We start from the raw sequence: 19643 nt of genomic DNA, 5'->3' as shown, positions 1-19643 counted from the left end.
CGTCTGGGCTGAGCTGGCGAAACGGCTGCTGACCCGGTGGCGACATGGCTAGTCGATCTTCAGTGTGAGGAGCCCTGAATGCGAGACACGCCAAACCCGGTGGCGTCCTTCATCGTGGGCGAGATCCGCCGGGCGCGGGGAGCGGCCGGCATGACGCAGGAGGCATTCGGTCGCGGCGCGGGCTTCAGCGCCTCCCACGTCAGCGCCGTCGAGGGTGGCACTCGGGCGTTGACGTTGGACTTCGCCCGAGGCGCCGACCGCGCGCTGAGCACCGGTGGCCTGTTCGAGCGGCTGGCGATGAAGCTCGGCACACCGTCCTGGTTCCTGCCGTGGCTCGACGCCGAACGCGGCGCCACGCAACTCCGCTACTTCGAACCCAACCTGATCCCGGGCCTGTTGCAGAGCGAGGCATACGCTCACGCCGTCCTCCGGCTCGACCCCCGCCTGACCGATGACGAGGTGGATCGCCGGGTCGCCGGTCGACTTGAACGGCAGGCGATCCTCACGCGGGAGTCTCCACCCCAACTCGTCGTTGTCGTTGATGAGGGAGCAATCCGGCGTGTGGGCGACGGGGGCGAGAAAATGATGGCCGGGCAGCTTTCGCACCTTGTAGCTTGCGCGGAGCGACCCAACATCAGCGTCCACGTCATCCCGGCCGATGTCGGCCTTCACGCCGGGTTGTCCGGGCCGCTCTCCCTGGCACACATGTCGGACGGGAGCTGGATCGGGCACCTCGAAAGTCAGCTTGGCGGTGATGTGGTGGACCGACCAGCCGACCTCGATACGCTCTTTCAGCGGTGGGAGAGCGTCCGGACTGAGGCCCTTCCTCGGCGACAGTCCCTAAACCTCATCAAGGAAGCGGCGAACCAATGGACCTGAACGGCGCGCGGTGGCGCAAGGCGACGCGTAGCGGCACCAGCGGCGGCAACTGTGTCGAGGTTGCTGACAATCTTCCCGGTGTCGTCGGCGTCCGCGACTCGAAGAACCCGAACGGTCCGGCGCTGACCTTCGCCCCGTCCGCATGGCGCGCGTTCGTCGCCCAGCTCACCCATCGGGCCTGACCCCGACACACGAGAGTGCCCGTCCTTCACGTGCCGGGCCGGGCCGCCGACAACTTCGGGGGTACTGCTGCCTCAGGACGCGCCGGGGCAGCAACATCCCCGAGCTTGTCTCATCCTGTTTGTGCTGGTGGTGGGGGCTTGACGTGGTGGTGTGAGGTGTTTGGTCGCAGGCCATGGGTTAGTTGATCTTTGTGGTGATCGTTTGTCTGGGTCAGCGGTTGATTTCGGTGTTGGTGAGGACGAGTAGGGCGCGGAGCAGGGTGGTGGCGTGGTGGTGCCAGCCGTGGCGTAGTCGGGTGAGGATGCGCCAGTTCTTGAGGTGGGCGTGGGCGTGTTCGTTGGCGACGCGTTCGCGGGCGAGCAGGGTGTTGGCGGTTTTCTCGGCGGGGGTGAGTTTGTGGTTGCGGCAGGCGCGGCGGCCGACGAGGACGGTGGGGTTGGTGGTGGGTTGGTCGTCGAGGCGGGTGTGGATGCGGTCGCAGATGATCGCGAGGTGATGGTGGCGCAGGCGGGCGGGCAGGTGCAGGCGTTTGGCGTGGGTGGCTTCGTGGAGTCGTGCGGGGGTGGCCGCGGAGAGCCAGAGGAGTCGGCCGTGTTGGTCGGTCAGGGTCATCACGCGTAGGTGGTGGACTTTGTGTTTCAGGCACCAGTGGCGTCGTTCTTTGGCCTTGTCGGCGGGTGCGTGCACGGGCACGCAGGTGCCGTCGAGCAGGAGTGGCTGTTCGTGGTAGGTGCGGGCGGCGGCCGCCAGGACACGGTCCAGACGTGGCGCCATCCGCGCCACGGTGGTGATGACTTGTCTGACCCAGCGGCGGACGCTGTGGTGGGACACCCCGTGGGCGGCGGCGAGGTCGGCGGGACGCTGGTCGTGGCGCAGTACCGCCAGGACGATCGTGGTGGTCTGCAGGTCGGATAGTTTGCGCCAGCGGGACTTCACCTGCCGCCGGTAGGTGCGTATCGCCTCGGTCACCAGCGCGACAGTGTCACTGGACACGGGCAGGCGGACTTGGTAGACCAATTCGTGGCCCTCGGTGGGCGGATTGATGTGTGTCACGACCAGCAACCCTCGCCGAGGGTTCCTTCATGTCCCGGGTCGCCACGCCGCAGACTTCCCGCGGAATCCGAGTCAGACGATCACCACAAAGATCATCCGGCCCCTGACCTGCAACCAAACACCTGCCATGCCCATGTCAAGACTCGCCCACCAGCACAAACAGGATGAGACAAGCTCCCCGAAGTTGCGCATCCTCGGCCAGTTACGGCGTCGGCCGGTCGGGCAAGGGCAGGGCGTCGAGCAGCTCGGCTTCTCGGCCGGCGCTCAGGCCGGCGCGTCGGTCGCGGTGCAGTCCGGTCTCCCGTTCCCAGGCTAGGGTGTCCGCCAGCAGGTCCGGGCGCGGCCGGTGGCGTAGGCCGGCGGCGGCCGCCGCCGCACCGCTGCGCGCCGACCAGCCGGAGTGGCCCGGCTCGACCAGCCACATCGGCAGCGACTCCGGGCCCATGTACTGGGCCACGCCGCGGGCCACCAGCCAGCCGGCGTCGACGTCGACCACCGGTCCGGTGTGCCCGCCGACGGCCCGGCACAGCGCGACCCACTCGCCGAAAGGGATCACCGGCCCGACCGCGTTGAACGTGCCGACCGTGCCGGCTGCGGCGCTGTCCAGCAGCCAGGCGGCCAGATCGCGCACGTCCACCACCTGCGTGGGCAGATCGGGGGTACGGGGTACCAGCATCGGCGCTTCGGGGGCGCGGGCGGCTCGCGCCACCCAGTAGCCGGAGCGATCGGTGTGGTCGCCGGGGCCGCCGATCAACCCGGCGCGGGCCACCAGCAACCGGTCTCCCACCTCGGTCGTGGAGAACTGCTCGCAGGCCACCTTCGCCTCGCCGTACTCGGCACGGTCGACCACGTCCCGAACCGTCGCCGGGAGGGTCGCCGCCGACTCGTCGGCGCCGGGTGTGTCGTGGCTGGCGTAGGCGCTGACCGACGAGACGTAGCACCAGTGCCGGGCCCGGTCGCCAAGCGCGTGCAGGGCCTGCCGGACGAAGCCGGGCTGCCACGACACCTCGATGACGGCGTCCCAGTCGCGGCCACGCAACGCGCCGTACGCCGCAGGGTCGCTCCGGTCCGCAGCGACCAGGGTCGCACCGTCCGGCACCGCGCCGCTCTCGCCACGGGCCAGGCAGGTGACACCGTGTCCCCGTCCGACGGCCTGCCGGGCCACCTCCCGCCCCAGCCATGCCGTCCCGCCCAGCACCAGTATCTCCATGCCGCCCAGCCAAGCAGCGGCGGCGCGACATAGCCAATGGACTCTGCCGGAGGCAGAACACGAGTCCGACGGCGCGGCCCGGCGTTGAGCTTCGCTTGTCCGCATGGCGGGCGTTCGTCGCCCGGGTCCCTGGTCGGACCTGACCCGGACCCGCGTAGGAGTGCCCGTCCCTTGTGGGCTGGGGGCTTTTCTGGCCGCGCGAGATGCCGACGTGGCACAGCGCTGTGCGCAACCGTCCGCAACGCACACGGCCTCGCGCCGGGGATATCAGCGCTCGCGTGTCGCTGTTTCGGCCGCTGCTGGTCGGGGCGCGCGATCGAACAACAGGTCGACCGCACGCTGTGTCACCGCACGTCGGGTGCGCTGCTCGTGATCGGCGGCCAGGAAGTGCACGCCGATCGCCATGCAGAAGGCGAGCAGGGCGCGGGCCTCGATCTCTTCCGGGTCTGAACAGAAGGTGCCGATCATCTGGCGCAGCAGCGCCATCCGCCGGTTGTCCACCGCGCGCAGCCGCTCGGCGACCACCTCATCGCGCCGCGCCCAGGCGCGGATCGCGAGGTCGATCGGCAGCAACCGGCTACTTGAGAACGTGAGCACGCCGGCCCGCTGGATCTGGCTGCGCGGGTCGCCCCCCTCACGTTGGACGCGCGCGATCACCTCGTCCGTGCTCTCGCGCTGCCACACGTCGAGCATCGCGCGTAGCAGCGCCTCACGGTCGTCGAAGAAGCCGTAGAAGCCGCCCTTGGTGACGCCGAGCCGCTTCGCGAGCACCTCGACCCGGACGGCGTCCGGGCCGCCCTCGGCCAAGACCAGCAGGCCCTCCTCGATCCACCGGTCGCGGGGCGTGCGGGTGACAGCCACTGCGTCTCACCTCGTTCCGTTGTGTACACCACCGTATACATCCGCTACCGTAGCTATATACGCCACCGTATATTAGGAATGGAGCTGTCACCATGACCGTAGGCGGCACCGCCAGCACCGTCGGGACCGAACGTGTGCCCGCGTCGGTGCGTACCCTCAGCTCCCTGTCCCGGATCGACTACGCCGACCACTTCGTGCTGCCGACCGACGTCGCCGCAACGGCCGAACGGTGGGCTCGGGTGATGTTCGGTGACACGCCCGACGCCATCGAACTGTTTCTGTGGCGGGGCCTGCTGGGCCTGCGGCTCAGCCGGACCGCATCGGCGAACACCGTAGCCGGCTGGCAGACCGGCGAGCAGGGTGTGGAATGGATCCGACTCGAGGCCGCCTCGTGGTTCCTGGCCGCCAACCTGGTCGTCCAGGCAAGCGGTGACAGCGTGGCTCTCGGAACATTCCTACGCTACGACCGCTGGCTGGCACGCCTGGTCTGGCCTCCGCTGTCGGTCCTGCATCGCCGGCTCGTGCCCGGTGTTCTGCGCACGGCGGCGTCCCGGATCGCGGCGGGCGAGGTCCGCAGCGGGGTGTCGACCCGATGACCTCCATGATGGAGCGGCCGACGACCACCGTGACCCTGTCCGCCGGCCCGGTGGAGTATCGGTTGGACCAGCGCGGGGCCGCGGTCGTCGTGGTGTTTCACGGTGGTCACATGCGCGCCGGTCTGACCTTGGACGAGCGGGTCTACGCCGACGCGGACATCTCCGTGCTGGCGCCGTCGCGTCCGGGGTACGGCCGTACTCCTGTCACCACCGGCACGACCGTGCCCGGCTTCGCCGACGTGACCGCCGAACTGTGTCGGCAGTTGGGCTTCGAGCGGGTCACGGCGGCGGTCGGCATCTCCGCGGGCGGACCGACCGCGGTGGCCTTCGCGGCCCGTCATCCGGACCTGGTGGAGCGGCTGATTCTGCAGGGCGCGTTGGGGCCGCTGCCCTATCCGGACCGCCGTACCCGCCTCCTAGCGGGGCTGATGTTCTCGCCCCGGACCGAGGGCGTGACGTGGGGCGGGATGCGGTCACTGCTGCGCCGTGCGCCGGACCGGGGCTTACGGCAACTGCTCGCCGGCCTGGCCACCCCTCCGGCGGACCAGGTGCTGGCCGGGCTGACCCCGGCGCAGCGTACGCGACTGGTCTGGCTCTTCTCCCGGATGCGTTCCGGCGCCGGGTTCCGCAACGACCTGCGCCCCCGGGATGACCTCACCGGGCAGGTCACCCAACCGGCCCTGGTGATCGCCAGCCGCCGCGATGGTGCGGTGCCGTTCGCGCACGCCGAGGCTCTGGTCGCCGGGATACCCCGAGCCGACCTGATCGAGAGCCAGGCCGATCATCACTTCTACGAGTTCGCCGCCGACTGGCCGACCATTTCCGACACGGTGCGCGACTTCCTGACCGCCGACCTGACGTCCTGAAGGGCGGTGCCGACCTGGAGGTCGCCTGCCGGTTGCGGACCCGTGCCATGGTCCGGGTAACGGCCAGCAGACGTGGTGGGAGGACGTGATGTCGAAGGTCGTCGTTCGGGCCACTGCGGTCGCTGGCGCGGCAGGAGCCCTCGTCGCGGCCGTCGGCCTGCCCTGGGCCTGGTACGGCGACCGGGCCGTACGCCTCACCGAGTTCCCCGGATGGGCCTGGTATGTCGGCGCGGCCGTGCTGCTCAACGTGGTCACCGCGTGGACGCTCGTCGGGCCGGGCCGTCGAGGGTGGCTGCCGCTGGTGGCCGGTGGGCTCGGTGTCGTCACGATCGTGGCCGCCGTCGTCGTCATGGCCGGCTACGCCGAGGTGTTCCTCGGCCCGGTCGTCCCCGCGGTCCGCCCGTCGCTCGGGCCGGGCGGGCCGGTCGCGGTGTTGGCGGGGCTCGCCAGCCTGTTCGCCGTGGTCGGTGCCGGGTTCAGTCGTTCCAGGTGATCCGGGGTGGCAGACCGAGGAAGTCGGCGTACCGGTGCAGCGCCTGCTCGACCTGCTCGCGGTGGGCCGGATCGAGGTCGACCAGCGGGTGCACGGTCAGGGTGACGCGGGTCTTGGCCAGGCTGCGTTTCCAGGTGCCGACCACCCGGCCGCCGACCACGACGGTGGCCTGGAAGACCCCGTTGCCGCCGGGAATGATGGCTTGCTTGTGCTCCGGGTCGAGCATCAGCGCGCGGTCCTTGTAGCCGAGCAGGTACTCGTCGAAGCCGGGCAGGGTCAGCACGTCGTCCACCGCGGCGCGGGGCGCGTCCAGCAGCGGCGTGTGCAGCACCGCCTCGGCGCCGTCGACGAGCACGGTGGTCAGGTCGGCACCGGCGGCGGCGATGCCGCGTTTGGCGTCGGCGGCGGTCAGGCCGGTCCAGCCGGCGAAGTCCTGCCGGGTGGTGGGACCGTGGCCGCGGAAGTAGCGCAGCGCCAGGGTGGCCAGCGCCTCGTCGCGGTCGAGCTGGCGCTGGCCGGGCGCCCACTCGTCGAGCAGGGCGAAGGTCTGTTCGGTGCCGACGTTGGGGGCGATGCAGGTGACGCCGCGCTGGGCCGCGTACCACAGCAGGTGGTAGCCGCGCTGGCCGGCGCCGTCGATGCCGGCCGCGACGAGCGTGGCCACGCACTCGGCGCGGGTCAGCCGGCCGCCGCCGGCGAGGGCCTCGCCCAGCACGTCGGCCGCGCGGTCCGCCTCCGCTTCCGACAGCCCGAGGAACTCGCGTCGCTTGGCCGCACCGGCGAGCGCGCGTACGCCGGTCAGCTCCAACTGCCAGCGGGCGTCGCGGGCCGGCACCAGGTGGATGGTGCCGCGCATCGGCCAGGTCCGCAGGGCCTCGCGGCGCTCCAACGCGGCGTGCACCTCGGCCTGGGTGAACCCGGGCAGCCGTACGCCGAGCGACCACATGCCGCTGGCCAGGTCCTGTGCCTGCATGGCGCCGAACCACTCCACCACGTCGGCCACCGTCGTCGGCGCGGCGACGCTGGGATGGGGGCGCAGCAACAGGCTGGTCATCCGCAGCGCGAGGGCCTCGGAGCCGCTCAGCGCGATCGTGCCGGGAGCTGCCACGACGTCGGCCGCCTTCCACTCGGTGGTCGACGGCAGCATAGGTGCGGGCACCGACAACACGACCTGCCCGGTGGCCGGGCGGCTCCCCTGATCGCGCTACGCCAACATCATTGGTGGCGGAGCGCGATCCCCCGTTCAGGTCGACCGGTGCGGGGCGGCGACGCGGATCGCCGGCACCGGTGTCATCAGGATGACGTTTTCCTACCTGTCCGAGAACTGTGAACCACGCAACTTGCGGATATCTTGAGCAAGCCGCGCGGTCAGCCCCGGCGCGGCGGCGGCACCCGCACGGCGGCCATGCCCGCCGCGGTCGCCGCCTCGATGCCCAGGTCCGCGTCCTCGAAGACCAGGCAGGACGTCGGCGGTACGCCGAGCAGTTCGGCGGCGCGCAGGAACGGCTCCGGGTCGGGCTTGGGACGGGCGTAGTCGCCCGCGCAGACCAGCACGTCGAATCGGTCGAGGATGCCCAGCGCGTCGAGTGAGGCGGTGACCGCCTCCCGGGTGCTGCCGGAGACCACGGCGAACGGGATGCGGCCGTGCGCGTCGTCGATGTGCCGGAGCACCCCGGGGATACCGGTGGCGGTGGGCAGCAGCTGCTGGAAACGGGTCTCGCGGTGGGCGACGACCGTCTCCACCGGCATGTCCAGGCCGTGCTGTTCGTTCAGGGCGACGACGATGTCAGCGCTCGGTCGCCCGGCCCAGGCGTAGAAGAGGTCCTCGGGGAAGGCACAACCCCACCGGTCGAGGGTGTCGCGCCACGCGGTGTAGTGCTGGGGCATCGAGTCGACGATCGTGCCGTCGCAGTCGAACAGGTACGCCTGGAACTCGCCGATCGGCAGGGGCAGCATCACCGGCCCAGGCTATCCGGCGACGGCCGGCGCGCCGCTCAGAGCCGCCGGTGCATCACCAGCAGGTCGACGTAGCCCTCGGTGGAGTGTCGGAAGCCCTCCGGGATCCGCCCCACCACCTCGAAGCCGAGCGACCGCCACAGCGCCACCGCACGGGTGTTGACCGCCACCACCGCGTTGAACTGCATCGCCCGGTAGCCGTCGGCGCGGGCCAGGTTCAGCACGTACTCGCCGAGGGCCCGCCCGACGCCGCGCCCGGCCGCCGCCGGGGCGACCATGAAACTGGCGTTGGCGACGTGCGCCCCGGGGCCGAGCTGGTTGGGGGTCAGCTTCGCCGAGCCGAGGACCGTGCCGTCGGTGCCGACGGCGACCACGGTGCGCCCGGGCGGGGGCACCAGCCACATCTGCCGGGCCTGTGCCTCGTCGACGTCCCGGGGCCAGGTGTACGTCTCACCCGCGGCGACGATCTCGCGCAGGAAGGGCCAGATGCCGGGCCAGTCGTCGGTGGTCGCGATCCTGATCTCCATCGCCGGACAGCCTGCCACCCCGCCGCCGCTGCCGGCCACCGGAAATCCGCCCGCCGGGGCACGGTTCACAGGAGGCCGGCGGCCATCGCGGTGGTGACCGCGGCGGTGCGGTCGGAGACGTCGAGCTTGTTGAAGGTACGCAGCAGATGGGTCTTCACGGTCGCCTCACTGATGTGCAGTTCGCGACCGATCTCGGCGTTCGACAAGCCCTGGGCCACCAGGCGCAGCACCTGCACCTCCCGAGGGGACAGGGCGCCGCGGGCCGGCCGGCGGACCTGGTGCAGCAGCCGGGTGGCCACCGACGGAGCGAGGACGGTGCCGCCGCGCGCCGCGGTGCGGACGGCGGTGATCAGGTCGGCCCGCGCGACGTCCTTGAGCAGATAGCCGGCCGCACCGGCCTCGACGGCGCGCAGGATGTCCGTGTCCGTCTCGTAGGTGGTGAGCACCACCACCCGGGTCCGTGGTGACTCGGCGAGGATCCGGATGGTGGCCTCGACCCCGTCACCGCCGGGCAGCCGCAGATCCATCAGCACCACGTCGGGTCGGCGGTGGCGCACCCAGGTCACCGCCTCGACCGCGTCGCCGGCTTCACCGACGATCGTGATGTCCTGCGCGCCGGCCAGCATGCCGGCCACACCGGCCCGGACCACGGGATGGTCGTCCACCAGCAAAACAGTGATCATCAGTAGGGCACCTCCACCCGGACGGTGGTCCCGGCGCCGGGTGCGGAGCGTACGACGAGCGAGCCGCCGGCCTGCTCGACGCGGGCCCGCAGCCCGGCCAGGCCGTAGCCGTCGGTGGCGGCATCGACGTCGAAGCCGGTGCCGTCGTCGGCGATCTCCAGGGCGATCCGCCCGTCGTCGTGGCACAGCAGGACGGCGACCGCCCGGGCGTCGGCGTGCCGGCGGACGTTGGCCAGCGCCTCCTGTGCCGCGCGGAGCAGCACCACCTCCAGATCCGTGCGCGACGCCGGGCCGGTGCCGGAGACCACGCAGTTCGTCGGTACGCCGGTCTGCTGGCTGAACCGCTCCGCCAGCCGGTGCAGGGCCCGCTCCAACGGCGCGCCGGCGAGCTGCGCGGGCGTCAACGCGGCCACGAGTGTCCGCACGTCGACCAGGTTCTCCCGGGCCGTCTGCCGGGCCAGCGCCAGGTGCTGACGGGCCCGGTCCGGGGCGCCGTCCAGGTCGGCCTCGGCGGCCTGGACGAGCATCACCACGCTGGACAGGCCCTGGGCGACGGTGTCGTGAATGTCGGCGGCGAGTCGTTGGCGCTCGGCGGCGATGCCTGCCTGGTGAGACAGCTCGGCCAGCTCGGCCCTGGTCCGCTCCAGCTGGGCGATCAGGTAGGCACGTCGGGCGCTCTCGTAGACGGTGCGCTGCGACCACACGCCCAGGACGCAGACGACGAACACGACAATCACCGCGACCAGCAGCGGCGCGACGAGGTCGCCCAGGTCCGGTAGGCGGGTGGCCAGGACGACGATGTGCACCGAGTTGAACAGCACCACCGCGAGCACCGCCGGCACGGCCGGCAGCACCATGAACATCTGCGGACAGAGCACGAACAACAGGAACGACGCGTTGCCGTTGAGCAGCACCGCCGGCACGTAGAGCAGGGCCACTCCGGCGAGGTAGAGGTAGCCCCGCCAGTCCTCGATGGATTCCCGCATCAGCCTTCGGCCGAAGCCGAGGTACCAGCAGGCCAGGGCGAGGAACAGCGCGAGGCAGCCGACGCGGGTCGCCGGCGACCACCACGTGTCGGCGGTCACGACCACAGCTACGCCGGCGCCCGCCAGCGCGAAGTAGCTGTCCCAGAGCCGGTACCGTCCGCTCCACGAGTCCGGGACGGGTGCCGGCGCGGTCACCGGGAGCGTCGACCCCGCCAGCGGAAGGTGGTCAGGCACAGCACCATCCCTCCGACGCACCAGGCGGCCAGCACGAGCGCGATCCGGCCGTGTTCCCAGGAGGGTACGACCTCCTGCGCGAGGATGCTGTCGGGCAGGAACACCGATCGGAAGCCCTGCGCCATCCACCTGAGCGGGAACAGTGAGCCGACCGTGAGCAGCGGCTCGGGCAGTTGACCGACGGGGGTGTAGAACACCCCCGAGATGAAGGCCAGCACCAGGTAGGGCAGGTTCATCACGGCACCGGCGCTGCGGGCCGAGCCGGCGAGGCTGCTCGCGGCGATGCCGGTCAGGGCGCAGGCCGTGGCCCCGAGCAGGAACACCCAGCCGAAGGTGACCCAGCGGACCGGGGCGGTGGGCAGGGACAGGTCGAAGGCGAGCACGGCGATGCCGAGCAGCACGACCGCCTCGCCGACGGTGACCACCAGGGCCATCAGGATCTTGCCGATGAAGTACGCCGACGGGGGCATCGGCGCGCCACGCAGCCGGCGCAGGGTGCCGTCGTCCCGGTCGGCGGCGATGCCGGTGCCCAGGTTGATGAAGGTCGTCGAGGCGACCCCCGCGGCGATCATGCTGGGCGCCAGGTACTGCGCGGAGGTCACGTCGCTGCCGGGGTAGACCCCGTCGAAGATGGAGCCGAGCAGGGCGAGGATCCCCGCCGGCATGGCGAACGTGAACGCCACGGCGTCTCGTTCCCGGAGGAAGCCCTTCAGCTCGATCGTCGCGCGGTGCAGGCCGAGCCGCACCGCCGACGGACGCTGCGGTTTGCGGGGTCGGACGGTGGTGGTCATGAGCCGCCTCCGAGCAGGTCGAGGTAGACGTCTTCCAGGCTCGGGCGACTGACCGTCAGCCCCGGCACGGCACCGCCGTACCGGGCGGTGAGCGTCGCGATGAGCGCGGCCGGGTCGTCGGTCTCCTGCCGGCCGTCGGCCCATCGCACGACGGTGCGTGCGGAGGCCTGCCCGACGAGGGCGGCCGGGGTCGCGTCGGCGACGATCCGGCCGCCGGTGATGACGGCGACCCGGTCGGCCAGCGCCTCGGCCTCCTGGAGGTAGTGGGTGCTCAGCAGGATCGTGCAGCCTCCGGCACCGGACAAGTGCCGGATCAGGTCCCAGAATCGGCGGCGGGCCTGCGTGTCGAAGCCGGTCGTCGGTTCGTCGAGGAAGAGCAGCCGGGGGCGGCCGACGATGCCGAGGGCGACGTCGAGACGACGGCGCTGGCCCCCGGAGAGAGTCCGTACCCGGGCGGTGGCCTTCGGGGTGAGGCCGACCAGTTCGATGACCTCTGCTGGATCGCGGGGGCGGGGGTAGTAGCGGGCGAAGTGGCGTACCGATTCCCGGACGGTCAACTCGCCGAGGTCGCCGCTGTCCTGGGTGACGATGCCGATGCGGGCCCGCCAGTCCAGGTCGGCGCGACCCGGATCGTGACCGAGCACGCTCACCTCACCGGCGTCGCGGTCCCGGTGGCCCTCCAGGATCTCGATTGTGGTGGTCTTGCCCGCCCCGTTGGGGCCGAGCAGGGCCACCACCTCGCCGGCGGCGACGTCAAGGTCGAGGCCGGCGACGGCGACGGTGTCGCCGTAGGTCTTACGGAGTCCGCGTACGCGGACGGTGGGGGTGTCGCTCATGGTTCCGATCGTCTGCCGGCTGGGGTGGCGGACGGGACGACCGGTGGACGGAACGGCGGTGTCCGTCGACCGGTGGACACCGACCGATGTTTGTCGCCGCAAACATCGGGTAGTCGCCGGAGCTGATCCCGATGAGGAAGGACGAGCGATGGCGGCACAGGTCAAGGTGGCGGTGATCTACTACAGCGCGACCGGCATCACCTACCAGATGGCGCAGGCGGCGGCGGAGGCCGCCGGTGAGGCGGGCGCGGAGGTTCGGCTGCGCAAGGTGCGCGAGCTGGCGCCGGACGAGGCGATCCGCTCCAACTCGGGATGGCAGGCGCACCGGTTGGAGACCCAGAACGTGGAGGAGGCACAGCCGGACGACCTCAGCTGGGCGGACGTGGTGATCTTCGGTTCGCCGACCCGCTACGGCCTGATCGCCGCCCAGCTCAAGCAGTTCATCGACACCACCGGCCCGCTGTGGGCCCAGGGGGCGCTGGCGAACAAGGTCTACTCCGGCTTCACCTCCACCGCCACCGAGCACGGCGGGCAGGAGTCGACGCTGCTGTCGCTGTTCCACGTCTTCTACCACTGGGGCGGGATCGTGGTCACCCCCGGGTACACCGAGCCGAGCCAGTTCACCGCCGGCAACCCGTACGGCGCCTCGCACACCAGCAACAACGGCGAGACCGCGCCCGACCACATCGCGCTGGAGGCGACCGCGCTGACCGCGAAGCGGGCGGTGCGCATCGGTGCCGCGCTCAAGCAGGGCCTCGCCGGCTAGGTCGGGACAGCAGGACCGGCGGTCCGGGCGGGGGCTCTCAGACCCGCCCGGACCGCCGGCTGTTCACAGCGCTACCCCGGATCGATCCGGCTATGCCTGCGCCGCCGGGGACAACTCACCGGCCGGCGCCGGCAGCAGATCGCGCAGCAGGTCGGTCAGGACCGCCAGCCCGTCCGGGCTGAGCACCGACTCGGGGTGGAACTGCACCCCGGCGAAGCCGCGCCCGCGCAGGGCGTGCACCGCACCGTCGGCCTCGTCACGGGCAAGTGCCACCGGTCCGTACGGGCCGTCGTGGTGGTCGGTGGCGGCGCGGGCGGTGAAGGTGGCGTAGAAGCCGACCCGGCGGGGCGTGCCGAACAGGGTGACCGTGCGTTGCAGCCCCTGGTAGGGCGCGTCGCGGCGGTGCACCGGCAACCCGAGCAGACCGGCGAGGAGCTGGTGACCGAGACAGACGGCGAGCGTCGGGTGTCCGGCGTCCAGCAACCGGGTGAGCAGGGCACGCAGCCTGGTCATCTTCTCCGTGTCACCGTTCGGGTCACCCGGGCCCGGACCGACCACCACCAGGTCGTACGCGCCGACCGGCTGCTCGTCGTGCCAAGGCCGGACGGTCACCGACAGGCCGAGGGCGCCGAGCTGATGGGCCAGCATCCCGGTGAAGGTGTCCTCCCCGTCGACGATCAGGGCCCGGCGGCCGGCCAGGGCGGGCAGGGCCAGCGCTCCCGGTGGCCGCTGGTCCAGCCAGAACCGGGCCAGCGGGGCGTTGCGGGCGGCGAGGGCGGCGCGTACCTGCGGGTCGTCGGCGAGACGGAGCGTGGGGTGCGGCCCGGCCGGCGCCTGCGGGCCGAGACCGAGGGCGGCCAGCACACCGGCGGCCTTGGCGTGGGTCTCCGCGACCTCGGCGGCGGCGGTGGAGTGGCGCACCAGCGTCGCACCGACCGGTACCCGCAGCTCACCGGTGGGGGAGATCTCGGCGGTACGGATCAGGATGGGCGCGTCGAGGCTCTGCCGGCCCGTCTCGTCGTGGCCGAGCAGGGCCAGCACCCCGGAGTAGTAGCGACGCCCGGTGCGTTCGTGTCGGGCGATCACCCGGCAGGCGTTCTCCATCGGGCTGCCGGTCACCGTCGGCGCGAACATCGTCTCCCGCAGCACCTCACGGACGTCCTTCGTGCCCCGTCCGGCCAGCAGGTACTCGGTGTGCGCCAGGTGCGACATCTCCTTCAGGTACGGCCCGACGACCTGCCCGCCCCGCTCGGCGACGGTGGCCATCATCTTCAACTCCTCGTCGAGGACCATGTACAGCTCTTCGGTCTCCTTGGTGTCGGCGAGGAAGCGCAGCAGCGCGGCCCGGTCGGCGGCGGCACCGGTGTGCCGGAAGGTGCCGCTGATCGGGTTCATCATCACCAGACCGTCGTCGACGCTGACGTGCCGTTCCGGGCTGGCGCCGACCAGGGTGCGCGCTCCGGTGTGCACCACGAACGTCCAGTACGCCCCGCGCTCGCGGGTCAGCAGGGAACGCAGCGCGGCCAGCGCGGCGGTCAGCGGGGCGCCCCGCACCTGGGCGCGCAGGGTGCGGTGGATGACGAAGTTGGCGCCCTCGCCGTGGCCGATCTCGTCGGCCAGCACCCGGGCCACGGTGGCGGCGTACTCGTCGTCACTGGTGTCGAAGGCGGCGCCGGTGGTGCGGACGGGCTCGGTCGGCAGCGCGTCCAGCACACCGGCCAACGGCAGCCGGTGGTGGTGGTCGATGCGGAGGCATTCCAGCGGCACCCCGTCGTCGACACAGGCGAAGCCCCGCTCGGCGATCTGCCGGTACGGCACCAGGGCCAGTGTCTGCGGGCCGGCGGTGGCGGCGGGCAGGGGGATGTCGGCGAGCCGGTCGACGGTCGTCACGGTGCCGGTGAACAGGTCGAGATGCTCGGCGCCGTCGCGGCGTAACAGCGCGAACGGGCCGGGGTCGAGGCCGGCGGCGAGCGTGGTGAGCAGGTCGGTCAGCTGGTGCATCGGTCTCCTCGGGCCGGGCGACCGCTGTCGGGGGCGGCCCCGGGGACCGGGACATGACCGGCGGCCGCCTCGTCGGGCGGCCGCGTGGGTTGAAGCTACGCGCGGGGGAGGGCCGCCGGGTCGGCGGGCCACCAGCAGGTCAGTCGCGCGAGCATGCGAACACCCTACGCGTCGGACGGCCGTCGTGGAAGCCGATCGGCGGACCCGGTGCGCGCCAGCGTTGTGCCGTGGGGATCACCGGGTACCTTGACCCGCGATGAAGATTCTCGCGCTGGACCTGGGCACCTCCTCGGTGCGTGGGCTCGTGCTGGACGACGCGCAACCGCTGCCGGGGGCGCTGGCCCGTCGCCGGATGGTGGTCACCGTCGACGACGAGGGTGCCGGCACCCTCGACGCCCGTGCCTACCTGGCCTGCCTGATCGAGTGCCTGGACGAGTTGCACGGGCAGGGCTGGCTGGACGGAGTCCAGTTGGTGGCGGTCAGCGGCCAGTGGCACTCGGTGGTGCCGCTGAGCGCCGGCGACGAGCCGCTCGGGCCGGTGCTGACCTGGCTGGACACCCGGCCCGAGCCGCCGGCGACGGCGGTCGGTCCGGCCGACCCGGACGCCTTCCACCAGCGCACCGGCACCTGGTGGCACCGCTGCTACTGGTCGGTGCGGCTGCCCTGGCTGCGCGCCCGCACCGGGGCGCGGATCGCCCGCTTCACCGGCCTGGTCGAGTACGTGCTCGGCCGGCTGCTCGCCGAGGCGCCGATGTCGATGTCACAGGCGTCCGGCACCGGCCTGCTGGACCTGCACACCCTGGACTGGGACCCGGAGGCACGCGCCCTGGCCGGCAGCGACGGCGCCGATCTGCCCGAACTGGCCCCCCGCGACTGGCACGGCGGGCTGCGCGCGGAGTACGGCCGGCGGTGGCCGGCACTGGCCCGGGCCCGCTGGGCGCCACCGCTCGGTGACGGTGCCGCCTCGAACGTCGGCTCCGGTTGTGTGGATCCCACCCGGGCGGCGGTGACCGTGGGTACGTCCTCCGCGGTCCGGTTGTTGCAGCGGATGCCGACGTCCGCCGGGTCGACCGTGCTGCCGCACCGGCTGTGGCGCTACCGCGTCGACCACGACCATGTGGTGACCGGGGTCGCGTACTCCTCGGGTGGGAACCTGTTCGCCTGGGCGGACCGGGAGCTACGGCTGCCGACCGGCCGGGCGCTGGAGGAGGCGCTGGCGCTGCTGCCGCCCGACGGCGGCCGGCCGGCCAACGTGCGGTTCGGCGGCGACCGTCCGCCGGGCATCCGCCCGGCCGGGCTGGGCGAGCTGCGCGGACTGGGCTTCGGCACCACCGCGGTGGAGATGCTGGCCGGGCTCATGTACGGGGTGTGCGAGCAGGTCGTCGAGGATCTGGTGGTGCTCGAGTCCACGGTGGGCGGGCCGGTGGAGGTGGTCCTCGGTGGCGGCGCGATAGCCGCCTCGACGTGGTGGCGGGAGGCGTTCGCCGCGGTGCTGGCTCCCCGGCCGGTCCGGTTCGCGCGGCACCCGGAGATCGGGGCCACCGGCGCGGCGCTGGTGGCCACCGGCCGGATCGCCGATGCCGTGGTGGTCGCCGACATCGGCCGGACGGATGATCAAGACTCGGCGACCTCGGCATAGGGTGGCGACCGGCAGTACCCTTCCTTAACCGTTCATAAGGGCAGGGCGTTGACACTGCTCTCGGGCCTGGTTGGATGGACCGCGCTCCCCGGACCGCGGCGGACGCGTGGGGGAGGAGGAGCGGGTGGGTGTAGGACCGGAGCAGGCGCCCGGGGTGTCGCAGCACCGCCGGCGTCGGTTCGACGTCCGGGTGGTACCCCACCGGCGTCGCTCTGCCCTGCGCCTGCAGGACTGGCGGATGCGCACCAAGCTGGCCACGGTGCTGGTCATCCCGTCGGTCGCCTTCCTGGTGCTGGCCGGCGTGCAGACCCAGAGCCTGGTCGGCCGGGCCAGCGTCCTGGGTGACTTCGCCGCGCAGGTCGGCATCGGGCGCGAGATCACCGCGCTGACCCATCGGTTGCAGCTGGAGCGTGACCGCACGGCCGGCGAACTGCCCGCCCTGCGTGACGCCGCCGACGAGGAGGCCGGCGAGGAGCGGCTGGCCGTGTTGCAGCCCTACCGTGACGCCGCCGACCAGGCGGCGGCGGAGCTGCGCGCGGCGGCCGAGCCGTTGGCCGAGGCGGACGCCTCGTGGCGGGACGTCTACGTGGTGGCCTCCCAGGCGTACCAGCAGGTCGACTACATCCGGAACACGATGACCACGGTGTTGCTCACCGACGACACCATCATCGGTAACTACCACCGCGCGATCGACGCGTTGCTGAATCTGCTCGCCCAGCCGACGCCGGGCGCCGACCGGCCGGAGCTGGCCGACGCGGTGCTGCGCTACGTGCAGTTCGCCCGGGCGAAGGAACTCTCCTCGCGGGTCCGGGCGGAGCTGTACTCGGCGGCCCGGGCCGGCAGCTACGACTCCGAGGACGCGGCCCAGCTGCCCGACCTGCGGGCGCGCCAGCTGACCGCGCTCGGCGCGTTCCGGATCGCGGCGACGACCGCACAGGTGAACCGCTACGACGAGATGAGTCTGGATCCGGCCTTCGTCGCCGCCTCCCGGATGGAGGAACAGGCGCTGGCGCAGGGCGTGTCGGGGTCGGCGGTGCTGGACGCGGAGCAGTGGTGGACGGCCAGCGAGGCCCGCCACGAGCTGTTGCAGCGCTTCGAGGCGAGCGTGCTGGCGGCCTCGGCGCGGCAGGCCGACGACGCGAGCGACACCCAGCTGCGGGAGACGCTGCTGGTCGTCGGCGTGATCATCACGGTCCTGCTGGTGGCGGTGCTGATCTCGGTGCTGATCGGTCGGTCGTTGGCCCGGTCGATCCGGCTGCTGCGCTCCCAGGCGTTGCGGATCGCGCAGATCGAGCTGCCCGAGGCGCTGGCCCGGTTGCGGTCGGTCTCCGGTGGCGTACCGCCGATCGACGTCTCGCCGGCGGTCGTGCGGTCCCTCGACGAGATCGGTGAGCTGGCCGAGGCGTTCGTCGCGGTGCACCGCAGCGCCGTCGGGGTGGCCGTCGAGCAGGCGAACATGCGCCGTAACGTCAACGCGATGTTCGTCAACCTCGCCCGGCGCAGTCAGGTGCTGGTGGAGCGGCAGCTGGAGCTGCTCGACGACCTGGAGCGCGAGGAGGGCGACCCCGAGCAGCTGGAGAACCTGTTCAAGCTCGATCACCTGGCCGCCCGCATGCGCCGTAACGACGAGAGCCTGCTCGTGCTGGCCGGCACCGAGTCGACCCGCCGGTGGAACCGGCCGATCGGGCTGAGCGCGGTACTGCTGGCGGCCAGCGCCGAGATCGAGCAGTACCAGCGGGTGCGACACGAGGCGGTGGCGGACCTGCACGTGGTCGGGCACGCCGTCGGTGAGCTGGTGCACCTGCTGGCCGAGCTGTTGGAGAACGCCACCGCCTTCTCCCGGCCGGACACCATCGTGCAGGTGATGGCCCGGGTGGAGGGACCCGGTGCGGTGATCGAGATCGCCGACCAGGGCCTCGGGATGAGCGCGACGGCGCTGGCCGAGGCGAACGCGGTGCTGGCCGCCCCGCCGGCGGCGGACGTGGCCACGGTCGAGCGGATGGGTCTGTTCGTGGTCAGTCACCTCGCCGCCCGGCACGGCATCGAGGTGCGGCTGCACGGCGGTGCCGGTGGGCTGGTGGCCCGGGTACGGCTGCCGCGTCCGCTGCTCGCGGCGGCGCCACCGCCGAGCCTGGACCCGGTGCCGTCGCCGCGCGGGCTGCCGGTCGCGACACCTCGCCCGGCCGCGGTCGCCCCGGCCGACCCGGGGCCGGCGGATCTGCCGGTGGCCGGACGCCGTCCGACCACGGTGCCCCGCCAGGCCCATCCGGTGCCGGTACGCGCGGAGGACGTACTCGCCCCGGCGGCGGTGCCGCCGAGCGGCGGTGGCGGCTGGTGGTCGCGGGAGGGACCGACGTCGGCGGTCCCCGCGGCCGGTGCCGGCGCACCGGCACCGCCGGCCGTGCCGGTGACCGCCGGGACGAACGAGCGCGGCCTGCCGATGCGGGTGCCGATGGCGCAGCTCAGTGCGGTGACCCAGCCGGCCCGCCCGGAGCAGCGGCAGCCGACCCGCGACGATCCGGACCCGGAAGCCGTCGGCGGGATGTTGTCCAGGCTGTACAGCGGTGTGCGGCGGGCCGAGGCCGAGGAGACCACCGAGATACCCGTGCCACCGCTCGGGGCGTGGAGCGAAGGAGGACGGAAGTGATGACGTTGTCGCAGGAGGCTCGCGACCTGAGCTGGCTGGTCAGCGCGTTCGCGGAGCGGGTGCCCGGCGTGGCGCACGCGGTGGTGGTCTCCTCCGACGGGCTGCTGGTCGCGATATCCGACCACCTGCCACGGGACCACGCCGACAAGCTCGCCGCGGTCACCTCGGGGCTGATGAGCATCACCGCCGGCGCCGCCCAGATGTTCGACGGGGACGTGGTCAAGCAGACCGTGGTGGAGATGGGGCGGGGCTACTTCCTGGTCATGCAGGTACGCGACGGCTCGATCCTGGCCACCCTGGCGGCGGCGGACGCGGACATCGGCGTGGTGGGCTACGAGATGGCCCGGCTGGCCAAGCAGGCCGGCGAGATGCTGACCCCGGCCCTGCGCGCCGAACTGCAGCAGGCGCTGCCCCGCTGAGCCGGCGGGGCGGCGGC

The 19643-nt window shown here is 72.3% G+C and carries 20 protein-coding genes; 9 read left to right on the top strand and 11 right to left on the bottom strand.

Annotation, left to right across the window (positions count from 1 at the left end; translation table 11 throughout):
* The first annotated feature begins 78 nt into the window (after positions 1-78).
* Entirely contained in the window at positions 79-879 is an 801-nt protein-coding gene (locus O7605_RS30410) for a helix-turn-helix domain-containing protein (RefSeq protein WP_269742403.1), read from the top strand.
* Positions 870-1061, top strand: a complete 192-nt coding sequence (locus O7605_RS30405) for a DUF397 domain-containing protein (RefSeq protein ID WP_269742402.1) — start codon at positions 870-872, stop codon at positions 1059-1061. The genes O7605_RS30410 and O7605_RS30405 overlap by 10 nt, the downstream gene beginning before the upstream one ends.
* A gap of 211 nt (positions 1062-1272) precedes the next feature.
* Here O7605_RS30405 and O7605_RS30400 read toward each other — a convergent pair whose 3' ends face one another.
* From O7605_RS30400 to O7605_RS30390, 3 genes are all read right to left on the bottom strand, one after another.
* Complete coding sequence (locus O7605_RS30400; protein WP_269738927.1) at positions 1273-2115, bottom strand: transposase family protein; 843 nt, start codon at positions 2113-2115, stop codon at positions 1273-1275.
* A gap of 202 nt (positions 2116-2317) precedes the next feature.
* Positions 2318-3325 carry a reductase gene (locus tag O7605_RS30395; protein ID WP_269742401.1) on the bottom strand — a complete coding sequence of 336 codons (1008 nt, stop codon included), beginning with the start codon at positions 3323-3325 and terminating at the stop codon, positions 2318-2320.
* A gap of 267 nt (positions 3326-3592) precedes the next feature.
* Positions 3593-4186: a TetR/AcrR family transcriptional regulator gene (locus O7605_RS30390; RefSeq protein WP_269742400.1), complete on the bottom strand. Its 594-nt coding sequence runs from the start codon at positions 4184-4186 to the stop codon at positions 3593-3595.
* Between the two features lie 92 nt (positions 4187-4278).
* Here O7605_RS30390 and O7605_RS30385 point away from each other — a divergent pair, with 92 nt between their 5' ends.
* From O7605_RS30385 to O7605_RS30375, 3 genes are all read left to right on the top strand, one after another.
* The gene (locus O7605_RS30385) at positions 4279-4782 is read left to right on the top strand and encodes a hypothetical protein (protein ID WP_269742399.1); all 504 of its coding nucleotides are present in this window, start codon (positions 4279-4281) and stop codon (positions 4780-4782) included.
* A complete protein-coding gene (locus O7605_RS30380; protein ID WP_269742398.1) occupies positions 4779-5648 on the top strand; it encodes an alpha/beta fold hydrolase in 870 nt (289 codons plus the stop codon). Before O7605_RS30385 ends, O7605_RS30380 begins: the two co-directional genes overlap by 4 nt.
* An 88-nt stretch (positions 5649-5736) precedes the next feature.
* Complete coding sequence (locus tag O7605_RS30375; protein WP_269742397.1) at positions 5737-6141, top strand: hypothetical protein; 405 nt, start codon at positions 5737-5739, stop codon at positions 6139-6141.
* Here O7605_RS30375 and O7605_RS30370 read toward each other — a convergent pair.
* From O7605_RS30370 to O7605_RS30340, 7 genes are all read right to left on the bottom strand, one after another.
* Complete coding sequence (locus O7605_RS30370) at positions 6125-7195, bottom strand: winged helix DNA-binding domain-containing protein (protein WP_269742783.1); 1071 nt, start codon at positions 7193-7195, stop codon at positions 6125-6127. The two genes, O7605_RS30375 and O7605_RS30370, sit on opposite strands and share 17 nt — an antisense overlap.
* Before the next feature lie 314 nt (positions 7196-7509).
* Entirely contained in the window at positions 7510-8097 is a 588-nt protein-coding gene (locus O7605_RS30365; RefSeq protein ID WP_443084015.1) for an HAD family hydrolase, read from the bottom strand.
* A gap of 38 nt (positions 8098-8135) precedes the next feature.
* A complete protein-coding gene (locus O7605_RS30360; RefSeq protein ID WP_269742395.1) occupies positions 8136-8624 on the bottom strand; it encodes a GNAT family N-acetyltransferase in 489 nt (162 codons plus the stop codon).
* Positions 8625-8689: 65 nt separating this feature from the next.
* The gene (locus O7605_RS30355) at positions 8690-9307 is read right to left on the bottom strand and encodes a response regulator (RefSeq protein WP_269742394.1); all 618 of its coding nucleotides are present in this window, start codon (positions 9305-9307) and stop codon (positions 8690-8692) included.
* Complete coding sequence (locus O7605_RS30350; protein ID WP_269742393.1) at positions 9307-10527, bottom strand: sensor histidine kinase; 1221 nt, start codon at positions 10525-10527, stop codon at positions 9307-9309. Before O7605_RS30350 ends, O7605_RS30355 begins: the two co-directional genes overlap by 1 nt.
* A complete protein-coding gene (locus O7605_RS30345) occupies positions 10485-11318 on the bottom strand; it encodes an ABC transporter permease (RefSeq protein ID WP_269742392.1) in 834 nt (277 codons plus the stop codon). The genes O7605_RS30350 and O7605_RS30345 overlap by 43 nt, the downstream gene beginning before the upstream one ends.
* Positions 11315-12154, bottom strand: a complete 840-nt coding sequence (locus O7605_RS30340; RefSeq protein ID WP_269742391.1) for an ABC transporter ATP-binding protein — start codon at positions 12152-12154, stop codon at positions 11315-11317. The genes O7605_RS30345 and O7605_RS30340 overlap by 4 nt, the downstream gene beginning before the upstream one ends.
* A gap of 148 nt (positions 12155-12302) precedes the next feature.
* On the opposite strand from O7605_RS30340, the gene wrbA reads away from it, so the two are divergent.
* The gene (gene wrbA, locus O7605_RS30335) at positions 12303-12920 is read left to right on the top strand and encodes an NAD(P)H:quinone oxidoreductase (RefSeq protein WP_269742390.1); all 618 of its coding nucleotides are present in this window, start codon (positions 12303-12305) and stop codon (positions 12918-12920) included.
* Positions 12921-13010: 90 nt separating this feature from the next.
* On the opposite strand, the gene O7605_RS30330 is transcribed toward wrbA, so the two are convergent.
* Positions 13011-14921, bottom strand: coding sequence for an anthranilate synthase family protein (locus O7605_RS30330; protein WP_269742389.1), 1911 nt, complete (start codon positions 14919-14921; stop codon positions 13011-13013).
* A 256-nt stretch (positions 14922-15177) separates the two neighbouring features.
* On the opposite strand from O7605_RS30330, the gene O7605_RS30325 reads away from it, so the two are divergent.
* The 3 genes from O7605_RS30325 (at position 15178) to O7605_RS30315 (ending at position 19626) form a co-directional block, all read left to right on the top strand.
* Positions 15178-16560: an FGGY family carbohydrate kinase gene (locus tag O7605_RS30325; RefSeq protein WP_269742388.1), complete on the top strand. Its 1383-nt coding sequence runs from the start codon at positions 15178-15180 to the stop codon at positions 16558-16560.
* 124 nt (positions 16561-16684) lie between these two features.
* The gene (locus O7605_RS30320; protein WP_269742387.1) at positions 16685-19207 is read left to right on the top strand and encodes a sensor histidine kinase; all 2523 of its coding nucleotides are present in this window, start codon (positions 16685-16687) and stop codon (positions 19205-19207) included.
* Entirely contained in the window at positions 19207-19626 is a 420-nt protein-coding gene (locus O7605_RS30315; protein WP_166458711.1) for a roadblock/LC7 domain-containing protein, read from the top strand. Before O7605_RS30320 ends, O7605_RS30315 begins: the two co-directional genes overlap by 1 nt.
* Positions 19627-19643: the final 17 nt, after the last annotated feature.

The sequence above is a fragment of the Verrucosispora sp. WMMA2121 genome (assembly GCF_027460185.1).
In the GTDB taxonomy this organism is placed as follows: domain Bacteria; phylum Actinomycetota; class Actinomycetes; order Mycobacteriales; family Micromonosporaceae; genus Micromonospora; species Micromonospora palythoicola.
The sequence above is the reverse complement of the archived record's forward strand: the minus strand, read 5'-3'. Positions and strand labels throughout refer to the sequence as shown.